General features: G+C 34.6%; 26 protein-coding genes. 23 read left to right on the forward strand and 3 right to left on the reverse strand.

The window, feature by feature from the left end; genetic code table 11:
• The first annotated feature begins 249 nt into the window (after positions 1 to 249).
• From AB4Y30_RS03170 to AB4Y30_RS03245, 16 genes are all read left to right on the forward strand, one after another.
• Positions 250 to 1,065, forward strand: coding sequence for an undecaprenyl-diphosphate phosphatase (locus tag AB4Y30_RS03170; protein ID WP_368654055.1), 816 nt, complete (start codon positions 250 to 252; stop codon positions 1,063 to 1,065).
• Positions 1,066 to 1,836: 771 nt separating this feature from the next.
• The gene (locus AB4Y30_RS03175) at positions 1,837 to 2,091 is read left to right on the forward strand and encodes a transcriptional regulator SplA domain-containing protein (protein ID WP_368654056.1); all 255 of its coding nucleotides are present in this window, start codon (positions 1,837 to 1,839) and stop codon (positions 2,089 to 2,091) included.
• Entirely contained in the window at positions 2,084 to 3,112 is a 1,029-nt protein-coding gene (splB, locus tag AB4Y30_RS03180) for a spore photoproduct lyase (protein WP_368655158.1), read from the forward strand. Before AB4Y30_RS03175 ends, splB begins: the two co-directional genes overlap by 8 nt.
• Before the next feature lie 195 nt (positions 3,113 to 3,307).
• Positions 3,308 to 3,715 carry a YugN family protein gene (locus tag AB4Y30_RS03185; RefSeq protein WP_368654057.1) on the forward strand — a complete coding sequence of 136 codons (408 nt, stop codon included), beginning with the start codon at positions 3,308 to 3,310 and terminating at the stop codon, positions 3,713 to 3,715.
• Between the two features lie 208 nt (positions 3,716 to 3,923).
• A complete protein-coding gene (locus AB4Y30_RS03190) occupies positions 3,924 to 5,492 on the forward strand; it encodes a DUF6583 family protein (protein ID WP_368654058.1) in 1,569 nt (522 codons plus the stop codon).
• A gap of 90 nt (positions 5,493 to 5,582) precedes the next feature.
• Positions 5,583 to 6,806 carry an ABC transporter permease gene (locus tag AB4Y30_RS03195; protein ID WP_368654059.1) on the forward strand — a complete coding sequence of 408 codons (1,224 nt, stop codon included), beginning with the start codon at positions 5,583 to 5,585 and terminating at the stop codon, positions 6,804 to 6,806.
• Positions 6,803 to 7,936: an ABC transporter permease gene (locus AB4Y30_RS03200; RefSeq protein WP_368654060.1), complete on the forward strand. Its 1,134-nt coding sequence runs from the start codon at positions 6,803 to 6,805 to the stop codon at positions 7,934 to 7,936. Before AB4Y30_RS03195 ends, AB4Y30_RS03200 begins: the two co-directional genes overlap by 4 nt.
• Positions 7,911 to 8,585: an ABC transporter ATP-binding protein gene (locus tag AB4Y30_RS03205; RefSeq protein ID WP_368654061.1), complete on the forward strand. Its 675-nt coding sequence runs from the start codon at positions 7,911 to 7,913 to the stop codon at positions 8,583 to 8,585. The genes AB4Y30_RS03200 and AB4Y30_RS03205 overlap by 26 nt, the downstream gene beginning before the upstream one ends.
• A 498-nt stretch (positions 8,586 to 9,083) precedes the next feature.
• Positions 9,084 to 10,370, forward strand: coding sequence for a sigma 54-interacting transcriptional regulator (locus tag AB4Y30_RS03210; RefSeq protein WP_368654062.1), 1,287 nt, complete (start codon positions 9,084 to 9,086; stop codon positions 10,368 to 10,370).
• A gap of 212 nt (positions 10,371 to 10,582) precedes the next feature.
• Positions 10,583 to 11,953 carry an aspartate aminotransferase family protein gene (locus AB4Y30_RS03215; RefSeq protein WP_368654063.1) on the forward strand — a complete coding sequence of 457 codons (1,371 nt, stop codon included), beginning with the start codon at positions 10,583 to 10,585 and terminating at the stop codon, positions 11,951 to 11,953.
• Between the two features lie 189 nt (positions 11,954 to 12,142).
• On the forward strand, positions 12,143 to 12,787 hold the full coding sequence (locus AB4Y30_RS03220) for a GNAT family N-acetyltransferase (RefSeq protein WP_368654064.1): 645 nt from the start codon (positions 12,143 to 12,145) through the stop codon (positions 12,785 to 12,787).
• A gap of 38 nt (positions 12,788 to 12,825) precedes the next feature.
• A complete protein-coding gene (locus AB4Y30_RS03225; protein ID WP_368654065.1) occupies positions 12,826 to 14,436 on the forward strand; it encodes an amidohydrolase in 1,611 nt (536 codons plus the stop codon).
• 149 nt (positions 14,437 to 14,585) lie between these two features.
• A complete protein-coding gene (locus AB4Y30_RS03230; RefSeq protein WP_368654066.1) occupies positions 14,586 to 15,854 on the forward strand; it encodes an ABC transporter substrate-binding protein in 1,269 nt (422 codons plus the stop codon).
• A gap of 9 nt (positions 15,855 to 15,863) precedes the next feature.
• Positions 15,864 to 16,202: a hypothetical protein gene (locus tag AB4Y30_RS03235; RefSeq protein WP_368654067.1), complete on the forward strand. Its 339-nt coding sequence runs from the start codon at positions 15,864 to 15,866 to the stop codon at positions 16,200 to 16,202.
• 217 nt (positions 16,203 to 16,419) lie between these two features.
• Positions 16,420 to 17,037, forward strand: coding sequence for a DUF47 domain-containing protein (locus tag AB4Y30_RS03240; RefSeq protein WP_368654068.1), 618 nt, complete (start codon positions 16,420 to 16,422; stop codon positions 17,035 to 17,037).
• 15 nt (positions 17,038 to 17,052) lie between these two features.
• The gene (locus AB4Y30_RS03245; RefSeq protein ID WP_368654069.1) at positions 17,053 to 18,051 is read left to right on the forward strand and encodes an anion permease; all 999 of its coding nucleotides are present in this window, start codon (positions 17,053 to 17,055) and stop codon (positions 18,049 to 18,051) included.
• A gap of 58 nt (positions 18,052 to 18,109) precedes the next feature.
• Here AB4Y30_RS03245 and AB4Y30_RS03250 read toward each other — a convergent pair whose 3' ends face one another.
• Entirely contained in the window at positions 18,110 to 18,550 is a 441-nt protein-coding gene (locus AB4Y30_RS03250; protein ID WP_368654070.1) for a hypothetical protein, read from the reverse strand.
• Between the two features lie 195 nt (positions 18,551 to 18,745).
• On the opposite strand from AB4Y30_RS03250, the gene AB4Y30_RS03255 reads away from it, so the two are divergent.
• Positions 18,746 to 18,925: a hypothetical protein gene (locus AB4Y30_RS03255; protein ID WP_368654071.1), complete on the forward strand. Its 180-nt coding sequence runs from the start codon at positions 18,746 to 18,748 to the stop codon at positions 18,923 to 18,925.
• Positions 18,918 to 20,327 carry an amidase gene (locus tag AB4Y30_RS03260; RefSeq protein ID WP_368654072.1) on the forward strand — a complete coding sequence of 470 codons (1,410 nt, stop codon included), beginning with the start codon at positions 18,918 to 18,920 and terminating at the stop codon, positions 20,325 to 20,327. Before AB4Y30_RS03255 ends, AB4Y30_RS03260 begins: the two co-directional genes overlap by 8 nt.
• A gap of 21 nt (positions 20,328 to 20,348) precedes the next feature.
• Here the strand turns inward: AB4Y30_RS03260 and AB4Y30_RS03265 are convergent, their stop codons facing one another.
• Entirely contained in the window at positions 20,349 to 20,837 is a 489-nt protein-coding gene (locus AB4Y30_RS03265) for a DinB family protein (protein WP_368654073.1), read from the reverse strand.
• A 186-nt stretch (positions 20,838 to 21,023) separates the two neighbouring features.
• Between AB4Y30_RS03265 and AB4Y30_RS03270 the strand changes: the two genes are divergently transcribed.
• The 3 genes from AB4Y30_RS03270 to AB4Y30_RS03280 all read left to right on the forward strand — a co-directional run bounded on the left by AB4Y30_RS03270 (position 21,024) and on the right by AB4Y30_RS03280 (position 22,601).
• Entirely contained in the window at positions 21,024 to 21,425 is a 402-nt protein-coding gene (locus tag AB4Y30_RS03270; RefSeq protein ID WP_368654074.1) for a CidA/LrgA family protein, read from the forward strand.
• Entirely contained in the window at positions 21,400 to 22,086 is a 687-nt protein-coding gene (locus tag AB4Y30_RS03275) for an LrgB family protein (RefSeq protein ID WP_368654075.1), read from the forward strand. The genes AB4Y30_RS03270 and AB4Y30_RS03275 overlap by 26 nt, the downstream gene beginning before the upstream one ends.
• A gap of 230 nt (positions 22,087 to 22,316) precedes the next feature.
• Positions 22,317 to 22,601 carry a hypothetical protein gene (locus AB4Y30_RS03280; RefSeq protein ID WP_368654076.1) on the forward strand — a complete coding sequence of 95 codons (285 nt, stop codon included), beginning with the start codon at positions 22,317 to 22,319 and terminating at the stop codon, positions 22,599 to 22,601.
• 56 nt (positions 22,602 to 22,657) lie between these two features.
• Here AB4Y30_RS03280 and AB4Y30_RS03285 read toward each other — a convergent pair whose 3' ends face one another.
• The gene (locus AB4Y30_RS03285) at positions 22,658 to 23,824 is read right to left on the reverse strand and encodes a TraB/GumN family protein (RefSeq protein WP_368654077.1); all 1,167 of its coding nucleotides are present in this window, start codon (positions 23,822 to 23,824) and stop codon (positions 22,658 to 22,660) included.
• Positions 23,825 to 23,998: 174 nt separating this feature from the next.
• Between AB4Y30_RS03285 and AB4Y30_RS03290 the strand changes: the two genes are divergently transcribed.
• Together AB4Y30_RS03290 and AB4Y30_RS03295 are read left to right on the forward strand one after the other, a co-directional pair.
• Positions 23,999 to 25,564 carry an ABC transporter substrate-binding protein gene (locus AB4Y30_RS03290; RefSeq protein ID WP_368654078.1) on the forward strand — a complete coding sequence of 522 codons (1,566 nt, stop codon included), beginning with the start codon at positions 23,999 to 24,001 and terminating at the stop codon, positions 25,562 to 25,564.
• Between the two features lie 422 nt (positions 25,565 to 25,986).
• The gene (locus tag AB4Y30_RS03295; RefSeq protein WP_368654079.1) at positions 25,987 to 26,646 is read left to right on the forward strand and encodes a Yip1 family protein; all 660 of its coding nucleotides are present in this window, start codon (positions 25,987 to 25,989) and stop codon (positions 26,644 to 26,646) included.
• Positions 26,647 to 26,718 lie beyond the last annotated feature (72 nt).

Below are 26,718 nucleotides of genomic sequence, written 5' to 3' on the forward strand. Positions count from 1 at the left end.
TTATTGTCATACTAGAATTTTGTTAAAGATATCTATTGTATAGGAAGAAATTTTATCTCTATGCTGTAAAATATATGAAAAAAGACATATTTCACATGTTTCAGTAATAATGTTATAATCAACATCAAGATGGAGTGATGTTTTTGTGAAATCAAAAGTATTACTCTATTTTTAATGGTTTTTTCTATTCTCAATGTATCTATTTAGACTAAAAAATGTAAAAACAATGGATGGAATAAGGAGAAAAAAATGGGAGAATTTGATATTGTATTTATACTCAAAATGATTGTAATTGGGATTGTACAAGGGTTTACAGAGCCAATTCCTGTGTCATCTAGTGGCCATGTAATGGTGGCTAGTGAGATTTTGAATTTAGGTGAACAAGGGTTTACGTTCGCTATCTTAACAAATACTGCTTCGCTTTTAGCAATACTTATTATTTTTAGAAAAGATATTACTCGGATTTTAATAAATTCTATTCAGTTTATCCGCTCTAAAGAAGAGAAGTACAAAAGTGATTTTCGTTTTGTGTTATTTATTATAATTGGAACTATTCCAGCAGGACTACTTGGTTTCTTATTAAGTGATTATATTGCTGAAAGTGTTAGTATGACAACGATTGCGATTATGCTCTTTGTTACAGGAATCGCTTTATGGTTTATTCGTAATATTAAAGGACGTAAAGGCGAAAGCGATATTACAACAAAGGATGCTTTGCTTGTTGGTCTTGGACAAGCAGTTGCAATAACACCTGGAATTAGTCGCTCAGGTGCGACAATTATTTCAGCACTTGCTGTTGGAATGAACCGAGATACAGCACTTCGATTTTCATTTATCCTATATATCCCGATAAGTCTTGGAGGAGTAGTATTAGGCTTATCAGATTTCTTAGATGAACCGAATAAAGCAGATTTAGCTATTCCATATGCGGCTGCATTTATTGCAACCTTTATCATGACTTACTTTGCGATGAGATGGTTTATGGGAGTTATGAAAAAAGGAAAGCTTATCTATTTCTCATATTACTGTTTCCTTGCCGGAATATTATTACTTATTTTCTATTAATATTTCAGAAGAAAATGGTGGTATGCCGGGTATGATGTAATTTTAAAAGAAAATATAGAAGTGAATTGCACCTTCAATTGTTAGCTACAACCTAACAATTGAAGGTGCAGTTTTTGCATTTTATTACTGTTGTTCCTCCATAGTTAGCAGCAGAAGTCTGTAAAGAACATAGATACCTATGTACGCTCCTGAAATTAAAAAAAATGGATTTAAAAGTATGGCATGGATAGATGTCATAAAGACCGTTTTATCTATAAGGACTTTATATATGGATAGTGAAGTAACGTTTCCAAATATGAGTGTAGCAAGGATTGCTACGTAATTAAAAATATTCCTTAATCTTAACCAACGCTTGTGAAGATAAAGCATTACTATAGGAAGAATGATACTTCCAGAAACTAGCATAATCCTCATCATCTCACCTCAAATGTATGATAAATAAATTTGATATAGTTTGTAGTTAGATCAAAAAAATCAATAATGTTTCCAAAACAAAAACTTTATAAACGGTCTCTTTCCACTAAGAATTCATTTGGAATTTCCTTTATCTTCTCCATTAATACAAATAATATCATCAACTATTTCAACAAACATGTGTATGCCTCTTAAATATTCAATTATTTGTTCACTAAAATTAGTTAAAACCAAGCTGAGAACAATCAAATTTGACCAATCCAAGTGATAATAACAGAGACACCAGAAGTTGGACATAATTTCCTTTAATAGTGGAACAATAAAGATTGATAAAAATTAAAGGAATCAGGTGAAATAATGAATATAGAACAAAGCTTTGAACCTGGAGAGGTTGTTTATATTATTATTCGTAATCCACACGCACAAGGTGTCGCAAATGTTCAGCAGGCAGCGGTTGTACGACATCCAGAAGATAGTAATAAAATAGCTCTTTTTGTACATGACCATTATTACCCACTTTCTAATGAAGTTGCTATTTTTCCAACAGAAGAAGCAGCAGAGATGGCTTATCATGAGGCATTTGGCAGTGTTGATGGTGAATATTATGGTTAAACCATTCACTCCTCAATTGGTGTATGTTGAACCGGATGCATTAGAATATCCAAGTGGAAAACGACTTATTAAGAAATTTGCAGACATGGGAGTAGAGATACGGGAGACTACCTCTCATAATCAGATTCGTAATCTGCCAGGAGAAAATCATTTTCAAAAATATCGAATTGCTAAATCTACATTAGTAATCGGTGTACGCAGGACATTGAAATTTGATACATCTAAACCATCCGCAGAGTACGCCATCCCACTTGCAACTGGCTGTATGGGTCACTGTCATTATTGTTATTTGCAAACAACAATGGGCAGTAAACCTTATATACGAACATATGTCAATATTGATGAAATTTTTGAAGCAGCACAAAATTATATGGATGAACGAGCACCAGAAAGTACTAGGTTTGAAGCATCTTGTACATCTGATATTGTTGGCGTTGATCATTTAACACATCATTTAAAGCAGGCAATCGAATTTTTTGGAAAGTCAAAGCATGGCAAACTTCGATTTGTTACGAAATTTGCTCATGTTGACCATTTACTAGATGCAGATCATCAAGGTAAAACGCGCTTTCGATTTAGTATAAATGATGATTATATAATTAAATATTTTGAACCAGGAACATCTAGACTGCATGAACGTATAGAAGCAGCAGTAAAAGTAGCTGAGGCTGGATATCCTTTAGGATTTATAGTTGCTCCAATTTATCTGCATGATGGTTGGGAGGAAGGGTATTTGGAGATGTTTGAAAAACTTGAGGCTTCCTTACCTGCATTTGCGAGAAAAGATTTGACGTTTGAAATGATACAGCATCGCTTTACCAAACCTGCTAAACGAGTCATTCAGGAAAATTACCCGATGACGAAGCTTGAGTTAGATGAGTCTAAGCGGAAAACGAAGTGGGGAAGGTATGGTATTTATAAATATGTATATCAGGATGAGCAGCAGGAGGCAATCAAAGATACACTAGGTAGCTATATAAAACGTTTTTTTCCTGAGGCTAAAATTGAATATTTTACTTAAAAGATAATTAATTCTTTACTTCTGTATAGCTAAGTACAAGGGTTCCCTTCAACTTCGCCTTTAAAAGCATATGAAATATCCAAAATTACATGAGGAAGCCTGTTAAAATGGGTATTCCTTTTTTGTAATTTTTGTATGTATCTTCCAATAATGTCAATACTATGGAAAATATTATTAAAGGAGAATTAGGGTGAGATGATCCATTTAGATACAGATATAGAAGGAAAGAAAATGACTTTTGGCGAAGCCCAAGAGAGCCTTAAAAAGTTTGGTTTTCATATGGGTGGTAATTGGGATTATGATAGAGGAATTTTTGATGGCGTGATGCACCGGGAAAATGGCGAAACATTTTATTTACGAATGCCATTTCAAGTACTCGAAGGTATGCTGGATAGAAGAGATGCAGTGATTGAGTTCGAGAAACCTTTTGTCATCAAACATGTAGTCAACCTTGGATTAGATACAGATGAAAATTCTTTACTCACAGTAACAGGTTTAGGTCAATTTCAGGAGCCATTGGATACGGATGGCCTAATACGCGATAAAAGCAAATGGCAGGAATTTGGAGAAGAAACGATAGGAGATATATTGAATCAATTATAAGTTTTAATCTTTATCAAATAGTATGAAGGAGAAAGCATGTTACTATAGGTATCATGCTTAATTTATGTTTATTCAAAAACATGTTTAAAACTGCTGAAAGGACAAAGATTACCTCACTTCATATGACTTTCCACGCATTGACGAATCAATTCACAAATGGTATAAACGGGTATGTAGAATATTTTTTATAAGGAAAAGAGGCAATAAAATGGAAGGAAACAACGAGACCATTGACAAAAAGAAGGGTCTTTCCAAAGGCGCAATTATTGGAATTTTTATAGGTATTATTCTTCTTATCGGTGGAGGAGTAGCTGCTTACCAAATTCTTTGGGATAATTCTCCAAAGGCAAAATACTTTGCAGCTGAGAAAGCAACTTTTGAATACATGGAAGATGTGATTAAAGACCGCTATGAGGCTGAATTTGATTGGTCAGAGTTCACGTTTGAAAATCCTACAGAAACAACGTTAGAGCTTTCCGCAAATATAGGTGATTTGGCAAATGATCCAATGCTTCAGCAAATGGTAAATAGCTCTAAACTTAATTTAGCGATCCAGTCTGATATGGATGACAAGAAGCTATCTACAGATTTAGGAGCAGAAATCGCAGGAGTTAAAATAGAAGATATTGCTTTTTCATTAGATGAAGAAAATCTATACATAAACTTACCTTTCCTATCTGAAACAATTAAAATCTCAAGTGGAGATCTAGGAGAATTGATCCGTACAATGGATCCATACGCATTTGAAGAAGGTTTTGAAATAGACTTTAATGATGTCTTCGAACAACGTTCTCCATTTTCGGAAGAGGATCAGGAATATTTTGAAAAAGAATATATAAAGATGATTTATGATGAGTTATCAAATGATTCATTTGAATCTGTTGAAGAAGATGTAACAGTTTTCGGTGAAGATATTAACGCAGAAAAAATTACTTTCCACTTAACAGAAGACGACGTAAAACAATTATTAGAAAAGCTCCTTACAAAAATGGAAAAAGATGATGAATTAAAGAAAATTGTAAAAAATCAGTTTGAACTAAGAATGGGTATGGCAGATGATGCTTTGGTTCAAGAGTTTATGACAGAATTTGATTCTATTCTTGTTGAGGCGAAAGATAGCTTAGATCAAATTTCTCTTCCAGATGGAATTACATCTACGATTTGGATTGATCAGAATATTATTGTAAAACGTGATTTTGCAGTAAAAATAGGTGATGAAGAATTTGGAGATGTAGAACTAACAATTACTGGAGATCAGTTATTAACAAAAGAACAACAGCAGTTTGATTATGAATTTCTTGCAGAAGATGCTTATGGACCGAGTTCCTTATTCTTAGAAGGAGATTTGTCTTGGAAAGATAATAAAGCAACAGACTCTATCAAACTAAGTGTGCCAGATACTTTTGAAATTAGTTACCTAGGGTCAGAAGAGCTGAACAAAGGTACTCGTGAATTTAATCGTGAGATCTCAGCAGGAGATGGATATTATGGAGGAACTTTGTTCTGGGATGGTACATCTACCTATGAGAAAGATCAAATGAATTCTGAGCATTCTTTCTCACTTGAAATCGATGACCTTGGCAGAGATTTATTTGCTTTGAATGTAGCAATTGCAGGACAAAAGATTAAAGAAGTAGAGATGCCTTCAGGAGATAATATCGTGGATATTGGTCAAATGTCAGAACAAGAGCTAAATGAATATATACAATTCGATCTCGCAGGTCAATTCCAACAATGGCTTGGTGAAATCATGTATCAGTTTGGCGGAGGATTTTAATATATCCTAGCAATCTATTATTGATATTGGTGTGGAACTTTCATAGTTGGGTAATGGATATGAAAGTTTTAAGCAAAGCAGGGTGTTACCATGCAGTCTATTAAACATTACTTCATGTTTATCCAAATGAATATAAGGCAGATTAAGAGGAAGTGGTTAACACTCCCTCTTCTTTTGCTTTCTCCAACCATTATTGTTGGTGCCATTGTTATGCTGATGATCCATCTAATGACAGCGGATGAACAAACGACAATTGATATTGGAGTAGTTGATCAAGACCAATCGATGGAAACAGAAACGATGATTCAATTTTTATCCGAAACATCTCAGCTTGGACCATATATTCAGTTACATACGCTATCAGAGCAGGATGCAGATAAAGGGATAGAAGCGAATGAATTAAGTGCTTATATCGTGTTTCCGGATAATTTTACGGACAATTTATATGTAGGAGAATCTGTAACTCTGCCTGTAATTGGTAATACACAACAGCAAGTGCAAAGTAATATTGTCAAAGAGTTAATAGATAGTGTAATGCGTCACATCAACACTTCACAGGCAAATATTTTATTAATTAATCGCTATGCAAAAGATTTTATAGACGATAAAGATGTGCGTAATGATTATTTATTTGATCAATTTATTTCATTTTTCATGTATGCATTAAGCAAAGGAAATGTGTTAACAAACGAGGAAATGGTTAATCAAGCAACAGCTTCGACAAAAGATTATTTTGGGGTCTCTGCTTTATTTATTTTACATACATTTTGGTTATTTATCGTTTATCAATTATTATATCGTGAGGAAACAAAACGGCTAGCAAATCGCATGAAGCTCTATGGTGTGAAAGAAATACAGCAGATGCTAGCAAGAATGACAGTTACCTTTGGATTTGGCATGCTTCTTATAATAGCTGCTTTCCTTGGTTTTAATTATTTCTTTAGCTTCACTTTAGATATAGAAGATTATAAGCGCCTGTTTATGATGCTAAGTTTATACAGTATTGTATATTTGCAGCTTCTTGCGCTGATTGAAATGATTCTATCTTCACCGAAGCTTCGTCTGCTTATTCAATTTGTTTTCAGTTTATTAATAATTGTAATCAGTGGAGCAATCATTCCAACACTTTATTTTCCTAGCTATATTCAGAATAAACTAGAATTTATATTCTCATATGATGCGCTTTATTGGATTCAAGAAATACTATTAAATGAGCGCTTGTATGCTGATTATATGATGGGATTCATTTATAGTTTATCTGGAATGATATTGCTTATGATCTTGTCAAATGGAAAGGAGCGTTTAAAGCGATGAAGAGAGCTTTACAAACTCGCCTTATCCATTGGAAGAAACAGAAGCTTAGCCTTTTATTCTGGCTCGTTCTCCCACTCCTTATTACTGGAGTTAGTATGTCATTTGTAGAGAAAGTAAAAGAAGATTCAAAAGTACCGGTGGGTATTGTGCAAGAGGAAGACACTGAATTAGCAAATGCACTAGTTCGCTCGATGGAAGAGAGCCCATTTATTCAAGTAGAAGTGTTATCTGAGCCACATGCAGTATCATTGTTGGAAAAGCATGAATTGGATAGTGTTTTCATTATTCGTCAAGGGTATGAGGAAAATATTGAAAAGGGAAATCGGAATCGCTTGTTAGTAGGAATGGAATCTAATTTATCCTTTGCTTATAATGTAGTGAGCGAAATGATTATTTCCTTTGTACAGCAGGATGCAGGTCGAATAAAAGCAGTTTTAGAAATTGAAAATTTACATGAACAGCATAATGAAACAGCGCCTTCGTGGGAAGCGTTAATTGAACATAGTAAGGAAATTGAAAATGAACAACATTTGATGGACACAACATTGCAATTTAAAGATGGAGAAATAATAGAAGAAAGTGAAGGCACAACAATTGAACCTTGGACCATTTGGGCGTATATTGCTCTACTATCTACCATGCTAATGTTTGATTGGATAATAAAGGAAAGACGTGCAAATGTAAGGGAGCGATTTTTATTTACACGCATGACCTTTAAAAACTATTTAGCTCAGCATTTTCTAATTTATACAGGGCTTTTATTTTTATTTGATTTACTGACAATGTTCATTTTCCACTATTATTATCAGGAAACAATAAGCTTACAATTTATTAGTGCTTTATTGCTGTTCCGTATGATGATAAATATGAGTTCTTTCATATTAGCGTTATGGATTCGACATCCATATGTACTTTATACGACAGGATTTGCAGTTACATTAATAAGTGCCTTAACAAGTATTATTAGCTTGACCTCGGTGAAAATGACCTGGTTTCAATGGTTCCATCCAATTCAGGCATTTTTAACAGGAGATCATATAAATATATGGTTGATTATCAGCAGTATCATTTTCGTCTTTTGGTTTGTTCGTCGGGAGGATCCTTATGTTAAAGATTCAGTCACTTTCTAAAGCATACAGTAAAAAAAGCATATTAAAGAATGTTTCATTTCAGATTCAGCAAGGTGAAATTATCGGACTAGTAGGGGAGAATGGTGCAGGAAAGTCTACCTTGCTTCATATTTTAGCGACAATTTTAAAGCCTTCTAGTGGAACGATTACATTTAATGAGCAAGTGTACAGCAGAAAAAGCCTTGGAAAATTCCGTAAACAGATTGGGTTTGTTCCTCAAGAGGTTGCGATTTGGGATCAATTCACGGTTGAAGAAAACATGCTGTTCTTTGAAAAATTATCATGGAAGAAGAAAAGTAAGGAACAGTTACGCCAGCTCTGTTTAGACGTGAAGCTAGATAAATGGAAAGAATCTGTACATACCTTATCTGGAGGAATGAAAAGGAAATTAAATCTTGCTATTTCATTAATTCATGAACCAAGTTTATTGCTTCTAGACGAGCCGACAGTTGGAATTGATTTGAAATCCAAACAAGAAATCGCCAGTTATTTAAAAAAACTAGCGAAGGAAAAAGGATTGACGATTGTTTATATTTCTCATGATATGGATGAAATTATCAATCTATGTGATCGCATTTTTAGCTTAGGTGAGGATCCATTTTATTATGAGTTTTTGACAAAATTAGACAAAGAAGTTATTCCGTTATAAAAAATAGAGCCGAATATAAAGAAGGGTTTTATAAATAATCGCCCTTTATATTCGGCTCTATTTTTGCACAAAAAAGGAAGGAGGTTACAGATGGATAAAGGAAAATCCATTTGTAAAAACTCCTTCAAAAGGGGGTATAATTGTTTCTTGAATATATTGTATATGCAAATAAGACAGAATACAACAAAAAAATAGATTTTTATAAATATTTAGTCAATAAGACTCATAAAGTGTAGAAATAATAGAGGGAAACTTGATGGATATACGAAACTTCTGTCCTAAAATAAACAAAAAGTAACAATTAGTTTGCTAGGGATGTTTACTATTGGTAGACTATTCTTAAAGAAGTATAGAAATATTTAACCAACCCAATATTGACTTACTATAAAAATTCAGTATTTTGATAATATAATAATAATTGGAGCGCAGTAAGGGGTTACATTTTCATAAGACGCTTTTTATGAAGGCGTTGGAATTTAAGCATACTAAGGTGAGTATATGCAAGAAATGGGAAATCAGCAATTATTTAAGGAAATTGCAGAGTATTCATCGGATGAAATATTTGTCACAGATCATCAAGGATATATCATCTATGTAAACAATGCTTGTGAGAAGCATTATGGATTTCTTGCGGAGGAATTGATCGGAGAGTTTATTGGAGATTTAGAACATCACTTGTTTTACCCATCTGCGACATTGGAAGTAATTAAACAAAAGAAAACAGTGGAAATGATGCAGAAAACTTCATTAGGAAAATCACTTTATGTTACTTCTATTCCCATTTTCAACAAAGAAAATGATTTAATTCGAGTAATTAGCTTTGCTAGGGATTCTACGGATATTACCAATTTAAGAAAACGTATAGATTTATTGGAACAAGAATTAAGTGATCAAATAAATCACCAGAACCTAGAAAAGGTTGTTCAGCAAAGTGAATGTATGCAGCAGGTGTTTCAAACAATTGATAAAATCGCACATACGAATACACCAGTTTTATTAACAGGAGAATCTGGTGTAGGAAAAAATGTATTAGCAATGAAAATTCATAATCATGATGATCAAGAGTTGGCCCATTTTTGGGAGGTAAGCTGTGCAAATGTTTCTGATGAAGGATCAGATTATGATAACTTCACGAATATTGTAACGAATAATGAAGGAGCTATCTTATTTTCAGCAGGTGAAACAATTTATTTTGATGAAATAGATGCATTATCATTAAAAGCACAATCAAGGCTATTAAAGTTCTTACAGCAAATAAAAAATAAAGTACGTATTATATCTTCTACAAACAAGGATATTGAGGATTTAATTAAACAAGGAAAATTTCGTAAGGAACTGTATTATCGGTTGAATATTGTAACACTTAATATTCCGCCATTAAGAGATTGTAAGCGAGACATTAAACGATTCACACAACATTTTTTATCTTATTTTAACCAAAAGTATAATCGCAACATTACAATTCCTACAATTGTGATGAATGCATTTCATGAATATAGCTGGCCAGGTAATATTCGCGAGATGAAGAATATTATTGAAAATCTAGTGATTACTTCGGATAAAAATCAAGTGTCCTTTAGTCAGCTTCCGCCAAAAGTTAGAGTAGGATCAGTTTCCAATGCCATGACTTTACCAGATCGCATCGAACATTTTGAACGGACATTGATTATGGAGGCGTATGATGTCTATAAATCTAGTTATAAAGTTGCACAACATTTAGGAATAAGCCAATCTACTGCAGCACGCAAAATAAAAAAATACATTAGTGAATCGTCTGTTGAATAATATCCATAGGGGGTGATATGATTTTAGTGATGATGAAGTGGGGTTTGCCTTAAGAGGATGTTCAATGATAGCATGTTCTTTTTGCTAGGATTTTTCTGTTTCTCTATATTGAAAATTTTGGATGAAAAGAGTAGTCAGCCCTTTCATAATTAGCTTTAACATAACTTTGACACCCATTTTTAAGGAAATTTTAAAATCAGGAGGTTTTTTATATGGCAATGGAAATAAAGAAAACAAAGATTGAGGAATTAGTAAATATAGATAAGAAGCATTTCTTACATCCTTCAACAAATCCAAAGGTTCATGCAGAAAATGGTCCACCAATTATCTTTACAGAGGGGAATGGCATTTTTGTAAAGGATGTTCATGGGGATACTTATATGGATGCAATGTCTATGCTTTGGAATGTTAACCTAGGGCATGGTGTAAAAGAATTAGCAGAAGTAGGAAAAGAGCAAATTGGCAAACTTGCATATGCTTCTGCATTTAAAGGTTTTTCAAATGAACCGGCAATTGAGCTTTCTAAAAAATTAGCTGATATAGCACCTGGTGATTTAAATGCAGTATTCTATACCTCAGGTGGTTCGGAGTCGAATGATACAGCAATTAAATTATCACGTTACTATTGGGGAATAAAAGGAAAGCCTGAAAAAATTAAAATTATTGCATTAAATAATGCTTACCATGGTGTTACAGTAGCTGCCCAAACAGCAACTGGTATTCCTGCATTCCATGATTTCGCTCGTTCTAATATCGAGCATGTACATCATGCGAAAGCTCATTTAACAAACTGTGAAAATGGAGATAAAAACGATCCAGATTATGCGCAATCGATTCGAGGTGTTATTGAAAGAGAAGGTGCAGATACGGTTGCTGCTGTTTTATTAGAGCCTGTTCAAGGTGCTGGTGGTGTGCATATTCCACCTGAAGGATATTTACAAGCTGTACGCAAATTATGTGATGAGCATAATATTTTATTTATTGCAGATGAGGTCATCTGTGGATTTGGACGCACGGGTACAATGTTTGGTGTAGAAAATTGGGATGTAGTACCTGATTTAATGAGTATTGCTAAAGGTATTTCTAGTGGATATGCTCAACTTGGTGGGGTATTAATTAATGACGAAGTGAAGCAAACATTAGATGGCTTTGATGCTAACTTAAGTCATGGTTTCACATACAGTGGTCATGCTTCAGCATGTGCTATTGGATTAAAGAATATTGAAATCATGGAGCGTGACGGAGTTGTAGAAAACGCGAAGAAAATGGAAGCAGTGCTTAAGGATGGTCTTGCTTATTTAGAAGATAAACATTCTATCGTCACGAATTCCCGAGCAATTGGTTTATTGGCAGCAATAGAAATCTATGAGGATCGTGATACTGGTAAACTATTTGATCCAAAAAAATTACCTGCAACTACATTGGTAGATGAATTCTTTGCTAATAAATTAATATTAAGAGCTTTAGGATCAAACAATGAAATCATTGCGATTGCACCTCCACTTACGATTACAAAAGAAGAAGTAGAGAAAATGATTGCAATTATGGATGAGTCTATAACATCCTTTAGAAAAACATTTTAAGAAATTAAGAATAAGTAATGAAAGTGATTGAATCCAGCTTTCATTACTTATTTAACTTCTAACTCGCAAAAAAAGTTAGAAGTTAAGAGAGCAACAAAAGAAAGCGCTTACTTTTTAAAATGAGATTCTGTTTGGAAGGTCATAATTACTTTTGCATCAGTCTCGTGTAACACAGAGGAGAGAATAGGAATGGAAACTAATAAGCTAGATGATTTAATTATAAGAAAAATTAAAGATGAAGATATAGAAAAGATTGTAGCGATTTCTACAGTGAGTTTTGGTGATCCAGAGATACCCTTTAAGCGGAAGCATTTTGAAAGTCAATTGGAAGTATTTCCTGAAGGGCAATTATGTGTAGAATACCAAGGCGAAGTTGTTGGCTCCTGTAATAGCGTTATTGTTAATTTTGATGAATATGGAGATGAGCATTCTTTTGATGAGATAGCTGATAAAGGATTCATACGTAACCATAATCCAAATGGGAGAAATTTGTATGGCACGGAAGTTGTTGTGGATCCGAATCGGCGTTCATTAGGAATTGGCCGTAAATTATATGAGGGACGTCAAGCTATCTGCCGAAAGTTTAACTTGGAAAGTATTTTATTTGGAGGAAGAATCCCAAATTTCCATAAATACGCAGATCGTTTATCTGTAGAGGAGTATTGTCAACAAGTAATTCAAGGTGAAATTTATGATCCTGTATTCACTTTCCAATTACGTAATGGCTTTAAGCTTCGAGCAATTATGGAGAATTACTTACCAAAGGATTTAGAGTCATTGAAATATGCCACATTAATGGAATGGCATAATCCCGATTATCGCAGTAATGAATAATAATTATCGAATATAATTTAAGATAGGAGTTATCGTCTATGGTGTTTGCGGATAGTATCCTTTCTAGTAATGCAGTGTTTACTGGCTTGAATGATCATGTGAAGCCAGGAGCAGTTGCTGTTAAAGGAAATAAAATTTTAGCAGTTGGTTCAAAAGAAAAAATAGGAAAATACAATGGCCCACAAACGCAAAACTATGATTATGATAATCAGCTAATTATGGCAGGCTTTCATGATGCACATATCCATCTGATGTTTGGGAGTTTGATGACTCATGGAAGTGTAAACCTTTCACAAGCAACAACAGCAGAAGAAGCTGTACAAATGTTAAAGAGGTTTGCTGATAGCAGAAAAGAAGATGAATGGATTATTGGTTATGGCTGGGAGCATTTAAATTGGGACAAGAAGGTATTTCCTAATCGTTTTCTGATTGATGAATCTATTAAGGATCGACCTGTTTTATGCTTCCATTCTGAAGGTCATTATACTTGGGTCAATAGTAAAGCGTTAGAAATTGCCAATGTAAATAAGGATACGGAAAATCCACCAGCAGGGTTGATTGAAAAAGATCAGCATGGCGAACCGACAGGTATTTTAATTGAAAAAGCATCACGCTTAGTGACAGATTATGCACTTGATTTTCCAAGAGAGAAATTAGAAGAATTATTTGATGCTTTCTTAAATCATGCGGCAAAATTGGGGGTTACCTCAGTAAGTGATGTTTATGGTGCAGGAATGGATTATAAACAAAGCTATACATTATTTGATGCCTATGATAAAGATGAACGATTAACTTGTCGTATCCATTTATATCCTCCAATGAATGGGGATATAGAGAATGTGAAGCGTTTAAGAGAACAGTTCCGTTCTTCAAAATTACAGGTCACTGGATTAAAACAGTTTATTGACGGTGTTGTAACAGGGCATACCGCTTATATGGTAGAGCCTTATACAGATAAACCTGATTCGATTGGAGAAACCATGTTTCCAATTGATACGATCCGTGATTGGGTACTTGAAGCGGATAAGGAAGACTTTCAAATTCGGTTTCATGCGATTGGTGATGGCGCAGTCCGTTTAGGGTTGGATGTATTTGAAGCAGCACAGAAGCAAAATGGTTTTCGTGATTCAAGACATACTTTAGAGCATATTGAAGTCATTGAATCTTCTGATATACCTAGATTTGAATCACTAGGGGTCGTTCCTTCTGTCCAACCTTCTCATATTGCGTTGATGCCGGTTGAAAGTCATACAACAAGAGTTCGTGAAGAAAAGCATGGAAATATTTATCCTAGTAAGACATTGACAGGATCGACAATGAAACTAGCTTTTGGAACAGATTATCCAATTGCAGGTCTGAATCCAATCAAGGAAATTTATCATGCTGTTACCCGAATGGATATCACAGGAGAGAATGTTTGGAATGAAAAAGAAAAAGTGACTGTAGCTGAAGCACTTCAAGCATATACCAGTGGTTCCGCATTTACCGCATTCCGAGAACATGAAATTGGGAAACTTGTTGAAGGGTACTTAGCAGATATTATTGTGTTAGATCAAAACTTATTTGCCATAAATGAACAAGAGATAAAAGATGCAAAAGTAATTCTTACGATGGCTGATGGAGAAGTAGTTTATCAGAAAGAGCAGTGATCGAACAAAATGAAATGAAACCAAAAGTTCCTAGAAAAGGTGAGAGAATTCTCTAGTCATTCCCATTAGAATGACAGGGTCATTTAATGAATACATCAAGCGAGGACAACAATCACCGAATCATCAATAAAAGAGATGGAGATGAAGTGATGAGAAGTATAATGAAGAAGTTACCATTATTTATTTTACTATTATTACTTGTTGTACTAGCAGCCTGTAATTCAAAGACAACAGATGGAGAAGAAAACACAACAGGGGATGAAGGCGAAGAAGCGGCAGAAGAGCCAGTAAATACCGGTGGAGAATTGAAGGTAGCTTATCCTGCCCAGCCACAAACACTTGATATGCAAGTGAGTGGTGCCATTGCAACAACAGATATTATGTGGCATGTGTACGAAACATTAATTGGAGTAGATAATACATTCGCTATTCAACCGATGCTAGCAGAGTCCTATGAACAAAGTGATGATGGATTAACAGTTACATTCCATCTACGTCAAGGGGTTAAATTCCATAATGGGGAAGAGATGACTTCTGAAGATGTTGTCGCGTCCATGGAACGTTATAAACGTGTAAGTACACATGGGAAATCAATGTTTTCAGATGTAACCTTTGAAGCAGATGGAGATTACACTGTCATCATGACATTGCCTGAACCAAGATCTACAGCGCTGAATACACTTGCTTACCCATCAGCAGGGCATCCGGCAATTATGCCAAAGGAAATTGCGGATAATTCAGATGATACAGGGGTTACAGAGCATATTGGAACAGGACCATTTATGTTTCATGAATGGAAGCAAGATCAGCATGTTCATTTGAAAAAGTTTGATGATTATCAGGCTCTATCAGGAGAGCCAAGTCTAACCGTTGGGGAGAAGAAAGCTTTAGTAGATGATTTAATCTTTGTCTTCACACCAGATTCCAATACACAGGCTTCAGGTCTACAATCTGGTGAATATGATATTGCTCATGAAGTAAATCGTGATAATGCTGCTCGCTTAGCGGAAGATGAAAATATTACAAATTATGTATATCCAGATGCATACTTAGTAGCTAATTTTAATAAGAAACAAGGGCTATTTACAGATAAGAATGCTCGCCAGGCAGTATCCGCAGCACTGGATATGGAAGCTATTCTACAAGGTGCATTCACAGATTCAGAATACTATAAATTAAACCATAATAATATGATGTATCATCAGTTAGAGCTTTGGGATAGTGATGTTGGTAAGGATAAATATAATATTGCAGATGAAGATTTAGCAAAAGAGTTATTAGAACAGACAAATTATGATGGAGAAGAAATTGTAATTATCACAGATCGTGAATATGAAGAGCATTATAATGCATCTGTAGTAATTCAGGATCAGTTAGAGCGTATTGGAATGAATGTTGACCTCCAAGTATATGACTGACCAACAGTATTGACAAAGATTTATGAAGAGGACCAATACGATATTTATGTAATGGGATTGACACCTAATCCAGAACCATCTGCAGTCCGATACTTTACGAGAGACTATGCTGGATTTACAGATAGTGAAGAATTAGATGAAATTTTAAGAACTTTCCGTGGAAAACCAAATTTAGAAGCGGCCTATGAAGATTATGAGATACTCCAAGAATGGTACTGGGATTTCATGCCAGCGGTGCGAATAGGAGATTATGATGCGATTGTATCTGTTCGTAGTAATGTAAAAGGTTATGAAGAACAGAATAAACAACATCGTCCTATCTATTGGAATGTTTGGGTAGAAGAATAAAAATATATTAAGAAGTAGAAGCTAGGAAAAAATCCTGGCTTCTACTTTTTATTTTTCATAAATCTAGAACAAATAACTTTTTTTAAATATTTTGTATTAATTTGTCAACAACGTATTTGTGAAAAAAATGTAAATAATTTATGAAAAATCTATACTAATGCAAGAAGTTGGAGTATGATTACTTGGAATCCAGTATTTTGTTAAGGTGGGAAAATGAATGATTTTTAAAAAAGAGGATAAGTTTTCAGTCCATTTAAGTACTATTTCAGCGAATTTAACAGAAGGTACTAATTTTTTTGCGGATTATAAACTGACGAATATTGACGATTTAAAATATTTTTCTGAAGAAATGAAAAAATTTGAATTAAAAGGTGATACTTTAGTACATCAAGTGATTCAGGATTTAAACAATGTTTTTATTACGCCGATTGAGCGTGAGGATATTCTAGCTTTAGCAATGCATATGGATGATGTGTTGGATGGTTTAGAGCAGACGGCAGCCCTATTTGAAATGTATAATATTTCTACAGCTGATGAATTCATGTTGGAATTTGTCGATATGATTCAAGGAGCAGTAGAAGAAACAGAAAAAGCAGTAAAATTAATAGCTAAAAAGAAATTACCAGCAATTCGTGAACATGCTATCAAGATAAAAGATTATGAATCAAAATGTGATGCGATTTTAAGGAAGTCAATTAAACATCTTTTCCAAGTAGAGAAGGATCCAATTCGTATTATCCAATATAAGGAAATTTACGAAGAGTTTGAAGAAGTTGCTGATTATTGTCAAAATGTGGCTAATACATTCGAAGCCATTATTATGAAAAATGCTTAAGGAGCAAATTGTCTAATGGATACAATACTTTTAATTACCGTTATTATCGTACTTTTAGCGGTAGCTTTTGATTTTATTAATGGGTTTCATGATACAGCAAATGCTATAGCAACTTCGGTTTCGACAAAAGCACTTAAGCCAAGACACGCTATTATTTTAGCAGCTACGATGAACTTTGTAGGTGCAATGACCTTTACTGGTGTAGCAAAAACGATAACAAAAGATATCGTTAATCCATTTGAATTAGAAAATGGATCTCTTGTAATTGTTGCAGCACTGATTGCAGCCATTGCGTGGAATTTAATTACTTGGTATTTTGGTATTCCAAGCAGTTCCTCTCACGCTTTGATAGGATCAATTGCAGGAGCAGCTATTGCTGCTGCTGGAATTCATTCACTAAATTATAGTGGCTTTCTAAATATTATTAAAGCATTATTAATATCTCCATTATTAGCATTTGCCATTGGATTTACGGTTTATGGAATATTAAAATTGGTTTTTAAAAATAGTAATTTATCAAAAACAAATAAACGTTTTCGTACTGTTCAAATTGCCACAGCAGCATTACAATCTTATTCTCATGGAACTAATGATGCACAAAAAGCAATGGGAATTATTACGATGGCACTTATTGTAAATAATTATCAACAAACAGATGATATTCAATTTTGGGTTCAATTTGTTTGTGCGTTAGCCATGGGACTTGGTACAGCTATGGGAGGATGGAGAATTATTAAAACAATTGGTGGAAAGATTATGAAAATCCGCCCAGTGAGCGGGGTCGCAGCTGATTTAACAGGTGCTGCAGTAATCTTTGGAGCAACTTTTATTCATCTTCCAGTTAGTACAACTCATGTTATCTCATCTTCTATTCTTGGAGTGGGGGCGTCACATCGTTTAAGAGGAGTGAAGTGGGGAACAGCCCAAAGAATGTTAATTACATGGGTAATTACACTTCCAATTTCTGCGACATTGGCGGGAATAAGTTATTACATATTGAATTTATTTTTCTAATTTTACGGAAGCCCCCTTGTATTGCTATTGGCAAATATAAGGGGGCTTTATGAATGGATTATTGATGGACAGATAAGCGAATATCAACGATTTGTTTTCCATCCTCTGTTTCTTCTTTTTTACTGATCTTCCAGTTAGCAGAAAGCAATGTAGTAAATTGTGATAGCTGTTCTGCCGTGAAATGAATGTTAGTAAATTTATCATCAATCATTTGAAAATCTTTACCTTCTTCAAAGTCAAATTTTAATCCTAGAAACCTCTTAATACCAGGCTGTGTTACAAATTTTACTTTATATTCTTCAGTAATAGCTTTTTCAATTATTTCTGGATGGTCTTTATATGCGTCAGTTAAAATTTGATAATCAAATGTATCGTCAAACTGATTTAATTGCTCATAATCTGATTGTTTTACTAAATCCAGCAGTTGTTGGCTATCCATGCCCTTAGAACGAATAGTTTCGATCAAATAAGCCTCAAACATAGAAATGCGTACAGTCATTATAATCCCCCTCAATATTCTTTTGTTTTTAAGTGCTATAAACCCATACAATATAAGCACAATCGTTGAAGTTAATAGTGTAATTATACTGAATTCCAATAGTTGCTTCAACAATTGCGAACTATCAAAAAATCATCTATCTGATAAGTTTGATTATTGTTATAATGAGTTTATGTACGAGAGAGGAGCTTGATGATGGAAGAATGGGTAAAAGCATATTTAGAAATGCAAGGAATAAAAAGAGATGATGAAACCTATAAGGAATTAGCAGTACGTTGGAAAGAAGTATATGAACATAAAGGTGATTTTCAAGGATTAAAAGAAGCGAATATTATTTTACATTATACTCCAAAGGGGAGTGATGACAATGACTGAAACACTCGCACATCAAACCATTGAACAATTAGCACCATTAATTAAAACTAAGGAAATCTCCCCTGTGGAAGTAACAACAGCTGTTTTACAAGAAGTAGAAAAGAAAAATCCATTGATTAATGCCTATATTGATATTTATAAAGAAGAAGCATTGGATGCGGCACGATTAAAAGAAGCAGAAATTATGAAGGGGATTTATCATGGGCCCTTACATGGAATTCCATTAGCTTTAAAAGATATTTTTCATATGAAAAATAAACGAGTAACATTTGGTTCGAAAATTCATGGAGACCATATTGCTAATTATGATGCTACTGTAGTGGAAAAACTAAAACAAGCTGGCGCTATTTTTACTGGGGCATTAAACATGCATGAATATGCGAGCGGAAATACAACGAATAATGCACATTATGGAGCGTGTAGGAATCCATGGGATCCAGAGCGCATTCCAGGTGGTTCAAGTGGAGGGTCAGCGGCTGCAGTTGCTGCTAACATGACGATTGCATCACTTGGGACAGACACAGGTGGATCGATTAGAGGACCGGCATCTGTATGTGGAATTGTTGGGCTCAAGCCTACATATGGAAGAGTAAGTAAGCATGGTTGTTTTCCATTAGCTTGGTCATTAGATCATATTGGACCAATGACTAAAACAGTAACAGACACAGCAATATTACTTCAGCTATTGGCGGGATATGACTCGCGTGATAGTGCATCCAGCAATTATCCTGTGGATGATTATACTTCTAATTTAACAGGAGATATTCAAGGGCTTGTAATTGGAATAAGTGAGGAATACTTTTTCGATGATGTGGATCCTGAAGTAGAAAAGATTGTGCGCACAGGAATTCAGAAGCTGGAGCAGTTAGGTGCAAAGATAGAGCAAGTGAAGATTCCTTCTCTGGAAAACACAATTTGGGCGCAGCGAATGACTATTACAGCAGAATCAGCAGCAGTACATCATCAGCATTTGATTGAACGCCCTGCTGATTTTGCTGAAGATGTTAGACAAGGCTTCGAGTTAGGGCATTTAATCTCTGCAGTGGATTATTTACAGGCGCAACAAATTCGTGCGCAGATGAAAAAGGAATTTAATAATGTATTTGAAAAAGTAGATGTACTTATTTCACCTACCCATCCATTCCCAGCAACAGTGATTGGACAAGATAAGAAAATGCATAATGGTAGGGAAATAAAAGTTTATGATAATGTAAGTCGTTTTTCTAGACCAGGAAATTTGGTAGGGCTCCCATCGCTTAGTATTCCGTGTGGTATACATGAGGGGCTTCCAGTAGGAATGCAAATTACAGGAGCTGCCTTTGCGGAAAAAACAGTTTTACAGTTTGCCAAAGCAGTAGAAGACTTGAACCTATTGCAAGAAGCAAAACCAAAAGTATATTAAATAGACGAAGAAGCTCTCTAATTAATTAGAGAGCTTCTCGTATTGATCAGATTGAAATAGCTTGTTTAAACCATTCATGAAGCCGAGATGAATTCCTTCATGCCAAGTAACAAATTGTAAGGAAGCATCAACTGTTTCTAACAGCATGCCATTAATATTGCGTTTAATGGAAGCATGGTTCTTTAACTTATCTTGAAAATAATCACTAATTCTTTCTTCTTGTTCCTTTAATGCGATTAATATTTCTTCAGGAGTTGGGACTTCGTTGAGGTTCCAGTCTGATGGACTGGTTCCGTCGATAAATAGCTTTGTCCATTCAGGATGAGTAATTGTATAATTACAATCAGCATCATGTAGAAAATCCTCTGCCGTTATATATACATGCCCTGCATTCCAGCGTACTGTATTCATGTACCCTTCAGGCTGTTCATCCCATAAAGCTTTATCAATTTTATTTAATACAATAAAGGTAGAAGTACGTGAATACTTAAATAGTCGTAATGACTCCATAATATATCCCCCTCTATCTTTGCTTAATATTAGAAGTTATTTTTATCATGAACATGCGTTCATCTAAATTTTCCGTTCATTATACTATACAAATAGCTATGAAACTTTTCAACTGTTTAGCTATTGCTAAGTTAGAAGTATCATAGTATGTTACTAATTGATGGAGTAGAGAATGGATGTGTTTGAATGAAATTAAAATATGCACTAATTTTTTTAGGGCAATTATTTATTCTTTGGTTATTAAATGAAATAGGTATGAAGCTTGCTGCTTGGTTAGATATACCGATTCCAGGAAATGTAATTGGCATGATCTTGTTATTTATTTTATTGCTAACTGGTGTCATTAAATTAGAGTGGATTAATGAGGCATCATCTTTTTTATTAAAGCATTTAGTATTTTTCTTTTTACCGATAACAGTTGGCATTATGACATTAGGTCCAATATTTCTTAACTATGGAATTCCTTTAGCCTTTGTGTTATTTGGAAGTGCAGCATTTGGGATTATATTGACAGGTGCTGTATCACAGCTATTAGCAAGTAGAAGGAAGGTGGCAAAAGAACGTGGTATTCGTGATCACAATATTTAGTATTATCGCTACGATAGGTATGTATTTATTAGCATTGAAAGCTCATAAGAAATATCCAATTCTATTAATGACACCAATCTTTTTTGCGACGACTTCCATTATTATCATTTTGCTCGTGATGGGGATTTCATATGAAGAGTATACATTAGCGAAGGATATAATGACTTATTTATTAGGTCCGGCAACTGTAGCATTAGCGATTCCACTATACCGACAAAGGCATGTTATTATGCGTAATTTTATGCCAGTAATATTAGGCATGATAATTGGAACGACAGCAACAATTGTAGCAACTGTATATATGGCTACATGGATAGGGTTATCTGAGGAAATGGTAACTGCCTTAAGTATTAAGACAATCACTGTTCCAATTGCTAGTGAAGTAGCAGTTGTTATTGGAGCTGATGCATCTTTTGTTGCCATTATGGTTGTTCTTACAGGTATGTTTGGAGCAATGTTTGGCTCGGTTTTATTAAACTGGGCTCGAATTACAGATCCTGTTGCTCGTGGATTAAGTTTTGGAACAATTTCACATGGAATAGGAACTGCGCAAGCAATGGTAGAAGGGGAAATAGAAGGGGCAACTTCTGGAGTAGCTATAGGTTTAACTGGAGTTTTCACCTCCTTAATCATCCCTTGGCTATTACCATTATTAGTTTAATTAGCATCTATATTTAAAGAAAACTAAGGCTATCCAAGTTTGAAAGGAGTAGGTGGCCTTAGTTGTTCTTTCATATTACCTCATGTGACCAACTTTGACACTAGGACATCATGGATGACCTCCTTAAATTCTTTATACTAAAGATTAATAGGCTGTTGTCTATACGAATCAATACCTCGTGACATATGTCTATAGAGAAGGTGAATTTGAATGTGGGAGCGTGAGTGAAGATGGATTCAAATGAGAAGACGTTACCAGAAGAAGTGGAATATTACCACCAGGTCTTTGATAGAATAGATCAGCCAGAAGCAATGCATCAACCGTATCATAACGAACGATTATATGGTGGAATTGGTCCATTTGCAACAGGTTTATTAGGTGGTCTAGTTGTTGGGGCATTGGTTGACGGCCCGCCTTGGGGTTATCCGTATTATGGGGGATATCCATATTATGGAGGCTATCCACCGTACAGACCACCTTACTATGGCTATCCCCCTTATTATTATCGACGCTAAAGTAAGTAAAAATCCCACGCAGAGAGAGGCGTGGGATTGGTTGTTTTAAGAAGCTATTAAAAGTTTTTAAAGAATAAGCGGATAACATCAGCACCACCAACGAATGTACCAATGGAGCTTCCGATATTGGCTAATACAACAACAAGTAAGATACGGGTTACTTTATTATTCCAAAATCCTTTTGCACTGTGAACATCATCAGCTAAAGCTTCAAAGTCTGCGACATTAGGCTTGCGCATATAAGCTTGAACTCCTCCAGCAAACCATCCAGCAGCAAGAAATGGATTCAATGATGTGAATGGTGCGGCAAGAAAAGCAGTAATAATGGCAAGCGGATGTCCAAGTGCAATAGCTGTACCAATTGCTGCTAATGATCCATTCCAGATAACCCAGCTTAGTGTTTGCTGTAAGCCAACTTCAGGATTGGAGAAAAATGTATATGCAATAATCGCTATAATGATAGCGGGTATCGACCAGCCAATTATTTTTGGCCATTTAGATTTTGGAGGTTTCTCTACCAATTTTTCTAAGTTATGTTCTTTTTGAATTTCATTTGTTATTCCAGGAACATGTGCTGCGCCTAATACTGCGACAATTTTTTTTCCTGGAGCATCTTTAATTTTCTGTGCTAAATATTGATCACGTTCATCAATAAGTGGTCGCTTTAAGCTTGGAAAGCTCTCTGTGAATTCTTGAAGCATAGAATTAATCATATCCTGTGACTTCATCTTCTCTAATTCTTCTTCTGAGATTGTTTCTTTACTGAAAATACTTCCCATAACAGATGCAAGTAATCCAGCTTTTCCTTTCATACCAATGCCTCGCCAAATCCGAGAAAAAGTGATCTGAATATCACGATCTGCTAATACAAGCTCTGAACCAATTTCCTTTGCTGATTCAATTCCTTGAATCATTTCTTGACCAGGTTTGATTCCAAATTGACTGGCCATTCGTTTTTGGAAGGAAGAAATGGCTAGGTTCATTAAAAGTAAAGTCGCCTTTTTTTCTTTAATGACTTTAAAGATGTCCATTTCTCTCCAGCGATTTCCATCCATAATAGACTGATATCGTTGTTCGTCTAATTCGATACATACAGCGTCAGGCTTTTCCATTTCAATTACTTCTTTTACTTGCTCTGCACTATGCTTAGAGACATGTGCTGTACCAATGAGTATATATTCTTTTCCATTTAAATGTATTCGAGTAATATTTTCTTCTGACATATTTACGTTAGCACTTCCTTATGCTTTCTTATTGCTATATTATACTTTACTTCTTATTTTTTTAATACAAAAGAACTTGATAAAATTAGATTTCAGGTAAAAAATTGACAATTGACTTGGGATAGTCTATTTTATATTTTAAATTATTTTTACAAAAAGGGGAGATAATCAGCGGTGCGAAGACTAGGACTAATATTATTTTTAGCAATTTTTTCAGTAGCATTAATTGGTTGTGCAAGTGAAAAAAATGGAGGTACAGAAAATAAGGGAGATTCAACAGAAAAGGTGACATTAGATGTAGCATTAAATGCGCAACCACCAGCAATGGACCCTATTGTAACAACATCTACCGTTACTCGAGATGTATCTAGACATGTTTTTGAAACACTTCTAACAGTGGATGAAAACTATGAAGTAGCTCCAATGTTAGCAGAAAATTATGAAGTAAGTGAAGATGGTAAAACAATCACACTTAAATTAAGAGAAGGTTTAACCTTCCATGATGGTAGTGATTTAACAATAGAAGATGTTATTGCTTCATTGGAGAGATGGAGAGATATATCTACATTAGGGAAATCTTTCTTTAGCCAAGCTGAATTCAAGGCAGAAGATGAGCATACATTAATTATTGAATTAGAAGAAAGAATGTATACAGCACTGCAAATTTTAGCAGAGCCTGGACGTTCCGCAATTATCGTCCCAAAACGTACAATTGATGAAGCAGAAGAAGATGGCTTAAAAGAATTTATTGGTACAGGCCCATTTAAGTTTGATGAATGGAAGCAGGATCAATATATCGCAATGAGTAAGTTTGAAGATTATCAAGCAATAGATGGAGAGCCAAGTGGTTTAGCAGGAAGAAAAGAAGCTAAAGTAGATGAAATTAAATTCCATTTTGTTACGGATTCATCTACAAGAGTTGCAGGAATTACATCTGGAGAATATGATATTTCAGTGGCAGTACCATTTGATAATGTGGCACAGTTAGAGGCAGATGATAATATAGAAAATCGTATTGATCATAATGGTTTTAATGCAGTTGTCTTCAATAAAAAAGCAGGTCTCTTTTCAGATCAAAAAGCAAGACAAGCTGCGTTAGCAGCTCTTAATATGGACGAGATTTCTCAAGCAGCATTCAGCAGTGAAGCGTTCTATGATTTAGAGCCAAGCTTAATGATTACAGATATGAAACAATGGTATACGGATGCAGGAAAAGAAAATTATAATCAAGATGATCCAGAAAAAGCGAAGCAATTATTTGATGAAATTGGCTATAATGGGGAAGAAGTAAAAATTATTTCTTCGAGAGATTATCAAGATCATTATGATAATGCGGTTGTTGTTCAGCGTCAGTTAGAGGCAGCTGGACTTAATGTAACATTAGAATTATCAGATTGGGCAACAGTCTTACAAAAGCGCGATGATGAATCGGCATATGATATCTTTATAACAGGATTCCCAACAGAACCAGTTCCAACAAATTATGTTTTCTTAAGCTCTTTAACGCAATGGGCTGGGTGGACAGATAGTCCAGAGTTAGATCAATTAATTAATGAAATTAATGCAGCGACTTCTGATGAGGAAGCGAAAGCATCTTATGAAAAGCTTCAAGAAGCATATTATGATTATGTACCAATTATTAAATTTGGTAATAAAACAACTGTTACCTCTTCAAGAGCAAACATTGAAAATATCGGTTTCTTACATGGAGTGTTTTTCTGGAACGTTGAAAAGAAATAATAGAATGCCAGTTTTCCAATTGAAACGGAAGACTGGCATTTTTTTTAGTAGAGTAAGGAAGTATTAAAAATTGCGCAAATTAATGCTTATGCAGAGCTAGTATTATCTAGAACGCAAAAAATGTTGAGAATGTGCTAGTAGCAGGTGTTGTGATAGGACGTCATGTTTTTAGCCCGTAAGATCGCTCTGCGCTTTTCTTAATAGAAAAGGTAGGATAGAAAGGCAGGAGAAAATAAGTATATTGTTGAACTATTAAATGAGATATGTTTGACTATTAATTAGGTATATTTATTGGAGGATATGAATTGCTTATAATTTGAGGTTATCTAGGAAATTATCTAATTTCACTAGTATGTAACTCATATTTTAAGTAAGATCAAGACATTATTGTTTCAGATAAAATAGAAAGAGGTGTAGTGAGCTTGGAAGAAGAGAAAAATGTTCCAAAACCTTCGTTACTAGGTATGTTAACAAATCCAACAGAGCAATTTATACGAATTAAACAGCAACCAATTATATTGATGCCAATGCTAATCATCATCGTCTTAACTATCATTGGTACTTGGTTATCAGCTTCTAATGTTGTTATACCGGAATTACAAGATGTGGAAATCGACCAGGAGATGGCGGCATTAATTGATGCATTTACTAAAATTGGTGCGACCATTGGTGGCGTTATTATGCCATTATTAACTACACTAATTTCTACAGTTATTTATTTTCTAGTTGCAAAAATTGCCCAATCAAGTGTCAGCTTTAAACAATTATTTTCGATGAATACATTTATTCTATTAATTACTGCAATTGGGTTAATTGTAAATGGCTTCATTTACATGTTAATTGATGGGACAGCAGATGTATCGCCAACAAGCTTAGGTTATATTTTGAATCAGAATAATGTTATTTATAATAGTATTGAATTATTTTCTATTTGGAATTTAATTTTGTCTGCTATTGGACTGCACAAGGTTGCTAACTTCTCTAAAGGCTTAGCATGGGGAACAGTCATTGCGATTTTCCTTGTAGGTATTTTATTCCTTCTTGCAGGTGATGCGGTTACGGACATGGTTCCAAGTAATTAAGAAAAATCCATATAGTTTAAAGAAATCCTCGATTAGTGTAATAGCTAGTCGAGGATTTTATTTATTATTAAG

Origin of the sequence: Ornithinibacillus sp. 4-3, from assembly GCF_040958695.1 — a bacterium.
Taxonomy (GTDB): Bacteria; Bacillota; Bacilli; order Bacillales; family Amphibacillaceae; genus CALAMD01.